Consider the following 5871-nt stretch of genomic DNA (forward strand, 5'->3'; position numbering starts at 1 on the left):
GGGAAGCCAAGCCTCTAAATCAAATTTGCGATAAGCTGGCCCGCCCAACTCAGCGGTACAGCAATCAATCACCCGATAAGGGATACCCAAACCGCTAAATATCTTCTCTTCTAAAGAAAGAATGTATCGATGCATTTTATCAGAGTGTTCAGGCAAACAATGCACAAACATCTCAACTTTTGAAAACTGATGCACCCGGTAAAGACCTTTAGATTCTTGACCATAGGTACCTGCTTCGCGGCGGAAGCAGTGAGAAAAACCAGCTATCTTTTTAGGTAAATCTTTTTCATCCAAAGCCTCTTTTGAATACAATCCGGCTAAAGTAATCTCCGCTGTGGCAATCAAACCCAAAGGCAAATCTGAGATATAGTAAATTTGACTTTCAGGACCTCGCGGAGTAAAACCTGACCCCAAAATGATCTCATCTTTAGCCAAATCAGGCGTAAGATAAGGCTTAAACCCTTCTTTAAGAAGAATATCAAACGCATACTGGACTAAAGCAAACTCCAAAAGTACAGCTTCGTTTTTCAAGTAGTAAAATTTATTCCCCGTTACTTTAGCCGCCCTTCCAAAATCAGCCAAATCTAATTTTTTAACTAACTCAACATGAGTTTTAGGCTGAAAACTAAACTTGGTCTTATCAGTGGTTTTTAAAACCTTATTTTCTTTTTCACTGCTTCCTATAGGTGATTTAGGGTGGGTAAGATTAGGAACTTTTAGAAGTTCTTCTTTTAATTTCGGCTCTATCTTTTCTATCTTCTTTTCTAGTATTTTTAGATTCTTCTTAATTTCCGAAGCCTCTTTAATAAGCTCTTTTTTATTTTCTGACTTGGAGATACGGGCAGAAATCTCTTTTTGCCGCCGCCGTAACGCCTCTGCCTCCTGAAGAATGTCCCGTCGTTGCCTGCTCAGCTTTTCAATTAAATCTAAATCTACTTTAATCCCGCGGTTTAAAGCATTTCCAGCCACTTGCTGTTTGTTTCTTAAGACAAAATTCAAATCAAGCATAAATCTAAATTAAGCTAAAAACAGGTTTTTTTCAACTCACAGAAAACTAATTTTCTCCTTGGTTTTAAGCGCCTCTTTAAATAACTCCCCCCATTCCTCAGCCTTTAAGGCTTTTTCTATTTTTTCAATCTTATCTAACTCTGCCTGAGTCTCTGGATGCTCAGCAATCATAAAACGGCAACAATCTTGATACGGCAAAATTGAAGCCTCATATGTCCCTATTTTTTTAGCCCAATCAATGGTCTCTTCTTTATTAAAGCCAACCAAAGGAGCTAAAACCGGAAGTTGGGCTGAAGCCCAAATAACCTTAATATTAGGCAAAGTCTGAGAAGCTACTTGCCCCACACTATCCCCAGTGACATAGGCTTTAATATTGCGCTGTGAACCTAAAAGATTGGCAATTTTAAACATTGCCCGACGATAAACTATCATTCTTAGCTTGTCTGGACAAAAAGCAATAATTCTTTGCTGGATTTTTCCAAACGGCACAAGCCAAAGAGTTGTTTGCGTCTGGTATTCAGATAACTTTTGCCCCAAAGTTTTAATTTTAGTCTTTACCCCTTCTTTTTGCTCTGTTTCATTAAAAAAGTGTAAAAACTCTATTTTTATCCCTCGCTTCATTGCCAAAAAACTAGCTACTGGAGAATCAATCCCTCCGGAGAGAAAAGAAAAAGCTTTGCCTGAAGAACCAACCGGAAGGCCGCCAATACCTTTTTGTTTTTTAACAAATAAAAAAGCGCAAGATTGGCCAATAATTACATAAAGAATAGAGTTAAAGGCACGGAATGAGGGATGCAAATGAGGGAAACTCTCTTTTATTAAGGATGCCAACCTTTTTTCAATTTCAAGAGAGTTATATTTAAAAGTTTTGTCTGAACGCTTAGCCACTACTTTAAAAGGGCTATTTAAGCAAGAGGCTAACTCTTTAGCTTTTTTTTCAATCTCTTTCCAATCTTTTTCTACGATCTCCGCGGACGCAAAATCTGAAATACCGGGTATTTTAGCTAGTTTTTCTTTAGCATCTAAATCCTTGGTTTTAAAAACAAACCGACCAAACTCCTTTTTGAGCTCACCTTTAATTTTAGATTTTATGTTTTGGGCTAAAATTCGCTCAAAAAAAGCTCTATTTTTTCCTTTAAGAGAAAGTTCAGAAAAATGAATTAAAAATACCTGCTTCATATCCTCACTAATTTACAACCTAAAAGAACTCAAAATCAATATTTGCCTTGGATATAACTATTAATCTCATCAGCTAAATCTGATTGCTCTTTTGCTAATTTTTCATCTTCTTCCATCCATTCTTTTTCTTTGCTTGTGAGATACTCATTATTCTCAAAGCGGGCAATAATTTTTTCAATCCTTGCAATCCTTAAACTAATTATCTCACAAATCCTATCAATTTCAGCTTTTTTGGCCTCATAAACTTTTTGGTTGTTTTTTAGCTCCTGCCAGGAAGGATAAATCTCTTTTAAGTTATTCAAAGCATTTTTCCAAGAGGATACAACTTCTTGCGAATAATTAGGTGGTTCATATCCCCCTAAAATTACTGAAACTACTAAAACATCACAATCACCAAAACTGCCTTTTGTTATCCCTACTCCTATATCTTGATAACGAGGGTCAAGATAAATTTGCTTTACGCTTTCATTCTGCTGCCAGGTACCCACAAGATCCTCAGTATTCAGATAGCCACCATCAAAAATTTCAGCATAAAGAATATTGCTGTAGCCAACCTTACGGATTGCATCCAGATAACTAAAGTTTGATTTTTTCGCTCCCTCAGTCCAGTCATTATACTCGGCAATAGCTTGCGCTCTCAACAAAGCCGCTTGGTCAAGCAACTTATTTTCTGTTAAAAGCGTAAAGCCGTTTTCTTTTCTTTCTTGGTTGAAGCTATCAATAATTTTTTCAGCATCTAACTCTATTTTCAAATCAGAAAAAGAAAAAGTATTTTTGTAGTAACGAATAGCAAACACATCTGTCTTTTTGACAAAGCCAAAATCACGCGAATCTTTAGAACTCATCCGATTATCCCCCAAAACAAAATAACTCTCTTTTGGCACTTTAATTTTGCGGCATTCAGGCGTAAAACTTTCTGAGTAGGTGCTCTTTTTAGCCTTAATATAGGGTTCCTCAAGCACCTTGCCATTAATGGTGATAAAACCATCTCTAAGCATTACCTCTTCCTCAGGCAAAGCAATAATTCTCTTCACATAACCTACCTGATTTCCAAATTCATCTTTTGTTTTCTCATTCTTAAAAGCTACAATATCACCGCGATGAATCTGACGATTTTCAAAAAAACGAGAAAAAATTAGTCGTTCTCCATCTTTTAAGGTTGGTTCCATTGAATGACCTTGAACCTTGACTATAACCGGCCACTCAAAAAGACCTATCCGAGCCAATTGGTAAGAAAAAATTAAAACAACAATTAAAAAAATAACTGCAAGGGATAAAGAGTAGAAAAAGGCAAAAATAAACCTCAAGTGCTTCATATCCCTGCTCTTTTTATTGCCTGACGTATTAGTTCTCTAAACAACGGATGCGGACGTAAGGGACGAGACTTAAACTCAGGATGAAACTGCGTAGCTACGAAATATGGATGGTCTTTGAATTCAATGATTTCTACCAGATTTCTTTCTGGGTTTTTACCTGCTACTTTTAAACCTGCCTTTTTGAGTTGGGGCAAAAATTTATTATTGACTTCGTACCGATGTCGGTGGCGTTCATAAACCGTTCTCTTTTTGTAAGCTCTATAAGCTAAACTGTTTTGGTTGAGTTGGCACTTATAGGCACCAAGCCTCATTGTGCCCCCATAGTCCTTCTTTTCTATTTTTTCTCTCTGGTCAGGTAAAATATCAATTACCGGGAAAGGTGTATGGGAGTCAACTTCAGTAGTGTGGGCTTTTTTCAAGCCAGCTAAATGGCGGGCAATCTCAATTGTTGCCAGCTGCAAACCATAACAAAGTCCTAAAAATGGAATTTTGTGTTCGCGAACATACTTAATCGCTAAAATCTTCCCCTCCACCCCCCTTTTACCAAATCCACCGGGAACAATAACTGCAGAAAAAACCTCCAACTCCTTCAAGGCAGAAGAATTTTTCTCATACTCTTCTGCATTCAGCCACTTAATTTCTGGCTTAAAGCCAAAATGCCAAACTGAGTGTTTGATAGCTTCAATCACAGAAATATAAGAATCAGCCAAAACAAACTTTCCTGTTTGAAAATACTTCCCTACAATACCAATCTTCAAACTTTTTTTAGCAGTCTCAATCACCTTAACTAAACGCTCCCATTCCTTAAAACGAGAGGGTCTGTTTTTAAGACCAAACTTCTTTAAAATCCTCTCACCTATTTTTTCTTTTTCAAAATTAAGGGGCACTTCATAAATTGATTCCACATCAGGCGCAGAGATAACATCTTTTATGTCAATATTCCCTGATACAGAAATTTTTCTTTTGCGAGGTCTATCTAAGGGAAGCTGGGATCTGGCCAAAACAATGTCCGGCTGGACACCCAAAGAATTAAGGGTTCTGATTGCCATTTGTGTAGGCTTGGTCTTCATCTCCCCCAACTTAGAAGGAATGGGAAGATAAGTAACCAAGACAAAAAGGACTTTTTCTGGATATTTTAATTTAAGCCGGCGCGCAGCTTCAAAGAAAACATTATTTTGATACTCGCCCACTGTGCCGCCTATCTCAATCAACAAAAAGTCCGCCTTTGTTTTTCTCTCTGCCGCTTTAATTCTTCTTATAACCTCATTAGGAATATGGGGGATAGTTTCTACACATTTGCCGTCATACTCTAGATTACGCTCTTTCTCAATTACAGAAAGATAAACCTTACCAGAGGTCATATAGTTTACTGCGTAAATATTGTTGTCTAAAAAACGTTCGTAATGACCAACATCCTGATCAGTTTCCTCTCCATCCTCTGTAACAAAAACCTCTCCGTGCTCAATTGGATTCATTGTGCCAGCATCAACATTTAAATAAGGATCTATTTTCATTGCTGACACCTTAAAACCTTTGGATTTTAAAATAGCCCCGATTGAGGCTGTAGCGACACCTTTACCTACACCAGAGATCACACCACCGCAAATAAATATATAGCGGGTCATCTACACATTTTAGCATACGACAAAAACAATCAGCAAGAGAAATCTTGCCTTAAATAATAAAAGAAAGGCGGAGACTAAAGTTCTCCGCCTTTCTTCCCTGTCTATTCAGACTGCCCCAAAACAATAATGGCCCGCAAAGCCACTACTAAAGCTGAAGCAGTAACAAAAGCGACAAAATTAGTCAATACTGATTGCAGCCAGTCACCAAGCACAGAAGTCAAAGTGCTAAGCACAGTCTGATTCAAAAGAGTGGCGCCAATAATCATCAAAGCCACAGAAGCAACCAAATAGATTTGGGTTTCCTCACCAGTCACATTAAGGAAACCTACCAAAAGCCCCAAAATCACCATTACTAAAGTAACAGCTGGAACTGTCCAGAACCCAGAAATCACAGCAATAATAACACCGATGATAAATGCCCACTTGCCTACATTGACCATTTTGATTGATTAGTTTATAAACTGCTTTTATTATACCAAACTACTGACTAAATTCTCCACAAAATTTATCTTTTTTGCATCATAGTGGCGCAATTGACTTAAACTATAGAGTCTAATGCTCCAGAAACAGCCAAATAACCCTTTTTCAACTCCCTAAAACCGTGTTTTACACTCTTTGTTTTCCGTTGATAAAGGAGAAAAGCTTTGTTAGGATAAATATGTTTCTATTCCGGGGTAGCTCAATGGCAGAGCAACTGGCTGTTAACCAGTAGGTTGTGGGTTCGAATCCCACCCCCGGAGCCA

The 5871-nt window shown here is 37.7% G+C and carries 5 protein-coding genes and 1 tRNA gene; 1 reads left to right on the forward strand and 5 read right to left on the reverse strand.

The window, feature by feature from the left end; genetic code table 11:
* From serS to J7K05_02465, 5 genes are all read right to left on the reverse strand, one after another.
* Positions 1-1008 (reverse strand): serine--tRNA ligase (serS, locus tag J7K05_02445; protein ID MCD6195029.1); only part of this gene is annotated, 1008 nt, incomplete at its 3' end.
* Between the two features lie 36 nt (positions 1009-1044).
* The gene (thiI, locus tag J7K05_02450; GenBank protein ID MCD6195030.1) at positions 1045-2187 is read right to left on the reverse strand and encodes a tRNA 4-thiouridine(8) synthase ThiI; all 1143 of its coding nucleotides are present in this window, start codon (positions 2185-2187) and stop codon (positions 1045-1047) included.
* A 35-nt stretch (positions 2188-2222) separates the two neighbouring features.
* Positions 2223-3503 carry a signal peptidase I gene (gene lepB, locus J7K05_02455; GenBank protein MCD6195031.1) on the reverse strand — a complete coding sequence of 427 codons (1281 nt, stop codon included), beginning with the start codon at positions 3501-3503 and terminating at the stop codon, positions 2223-2225.
* Entirely contained in the window at positions 3500-5128 is a 1629-nt protein-coding gene (locus tag J7K05_02460) for a CTP synthase (protein MCD6195032.1), read from the reverse strand. The genes lepB and J7K05_02460 overlap by 4 nt, the downstream gene beginning before the upstream one ends.
* A gap of 101 nt (positions 5129-5229) precedes the next feature.
* Positions 5230-5568, reverse strand: a complete 339-nt coding sequence (locus J7K05_02465; GenBank protein MCD6195033.1) for a hypothetical protein — start codon at positions 5566-5568, stop codon at positions 5230-5232.
* A gap of 228 nt (positions 5569-5796) precedes the next feature.
* Between J7K05_02465 and J7K05_02470 the strand changes: the two genes are divergently transcribed.
* Positions 5797-5871: transfer RNA gene (locus J7K05_02470), tRNA-Asn, on the forward strand.

The organism is bacterium, from assembly GCA_021157605.1.
GTDB lineage: Bacteria > Patescibacteriota > UBA1384 > JAGGWG01 > JAGGWG01 > JAGGWG01.